Source organism: Streptomyces flavofungini (assembly GCF_041028215.1).
In the GTDB taxonomy this organism is placed as follows: domain Bacteria; phylum Actinomycetota; class Actinomycetes; order Streptomycetales; family Streptomycetaceae; genus Streptomyces; species Streptomyces flavofungini_B.
On record NZ_JASKYR010001226.1, the window covers coordinates 1 to 1493 of the forward strand.

1 protein-coding gene is annotated in these 1493 nt (G+C 76.9%); it reads right to left on the minus strand.

Annotation, left to right across the window (positions count from 1 at the left end; genetic code table 11):
* Positions 1 to 1493, minus strand: a 1493-nt coding sequence (locus tag AB8Z36_RS39955) for an amino acid adenylation domain-containing protein (RefSeq protein WP_369218261.1), incomplete at both ends; no start/stop codon positions are given.

Sequence of the window (1493 nt, forward strand, 5' to 3'; positions counted from 1 at the left end):
GGCCAGGGTCACGTGGGCGACCAGGGCGGGCGGCGCGCCCTGGGCGTGCACCGCGGCCGCGGTGACGGCCGGATGCTCCTCCAGGAGGCGGACGACCTCGGCCGGTTCCAGCCGGTTGCCGAGGATCTTCAGCTGGTCGTCGGCCCGGCCCAGATAGCCAAGACGGCCGTCCTCGCGCAGCACCGCGAGGTCGCCCGTCCGGTACATCCGCGCACCGGGCCGCGTGTCGCCGCACGCGTCGGCGTACCGGTCGGGCAGGAAGGCGGCCGTCGTCTGCTCCGGGGCCGCCAGATAGCCAAGCGCGACGCCGGGCCCGGCGATGTACAGCTCGCCGGGGACGCCCGGCGGCAGTTCCTCCCCGTGCGGGCCGAGGACGTACGCCCGCATGCCGGGCAGCGGGCGTCCGATGGCCGGGGCGGTGTCGGACGCGGGGTCGACGGGGGCGTAGGTGCTGTTGCAGGAAGCCTCGGTCGGCCCGTACACATTGACGATCCGGGTGCCCCAGCGGGTGGCGCACCGCGCCGCCAGCTCGCGCGGCAGCGCTTCGCCGCCCGCGTACAGGACGCGCAGCGCGGTGCCTGGCGCGTCGGCGGTGCCTGTCGGGTCGGCGGTGTCGGCGGTGTCGGCGGTGAGCATGGCGCGCAGCAGGCTGGGGGTGACCGAGCCCGCGACCGTGGCGCCGCGCGGGCCGCGCACCAGGCGCAGCAGGGCCTCGGGGTCCCGCCGCTCCACATCGTCGGCCAGGATCAGGCGGGCGCCCGCGAGGAGGCTCTGGACGACGTTGTAGGCCGCGGGGTCGAAGGCGGTGCCCGCGGTGAGCAGCAGCCGGTCGTCCGGACCGAGACCGCAGTCGCGGCCCCACCACAGCGAGGTGGCGAGCAGTCCGCGGTGCGGCACGAGCACCCCCTTGGGGCGGCCGGTGGTGCCGGAGGTGTAGATCACGGCCGCGGGGTCGCCGGGGCCCGGCTCGGCGCGGCCCGGCTCGGCGTCCTTCGGAGCCAACTCCTGCGGCAGGTCCCGCAGATCGGCCAGGAGTACGGGCTTGGCGCCGACGTCGAGTCCCGCGAGGAGGTCGGCGCCCTCGGCACAGACGAGCACCGTCTCGGCGCCGGTCTGATCCAGGATGTACGCCAGGCGGGCGGCGGGGGTGTCCATGGCCAGCGGCACGAACGCCGCCCCGGCGCGCAGCACTCCGGCCCAGGCGGCGACCAGCGCGGGGCCGCGCGCCGCGAGGACGGGCACGTACGAGCCCGGCCCGATGCCCTGCCCGCACAGCCTGGCGGCCACGGACCCGGACCAGGTGGCCAGCTCGCCCCAGGTCAGAGTGGTTCCGGCGCACTCCACGGCGATCCGGCCGGGGTCGTTGGCGGCGAGCGCCGCCTCCAGGGCTTCGGTGACGGTGGCGGCCGGGAAGGGCTCGGGGGACGCGCCGACCAGCACCCCGTGCGGCAGGGCTCCGGTGGCCCTGAGGGTGACGGGCAGTTCCTTCAGGG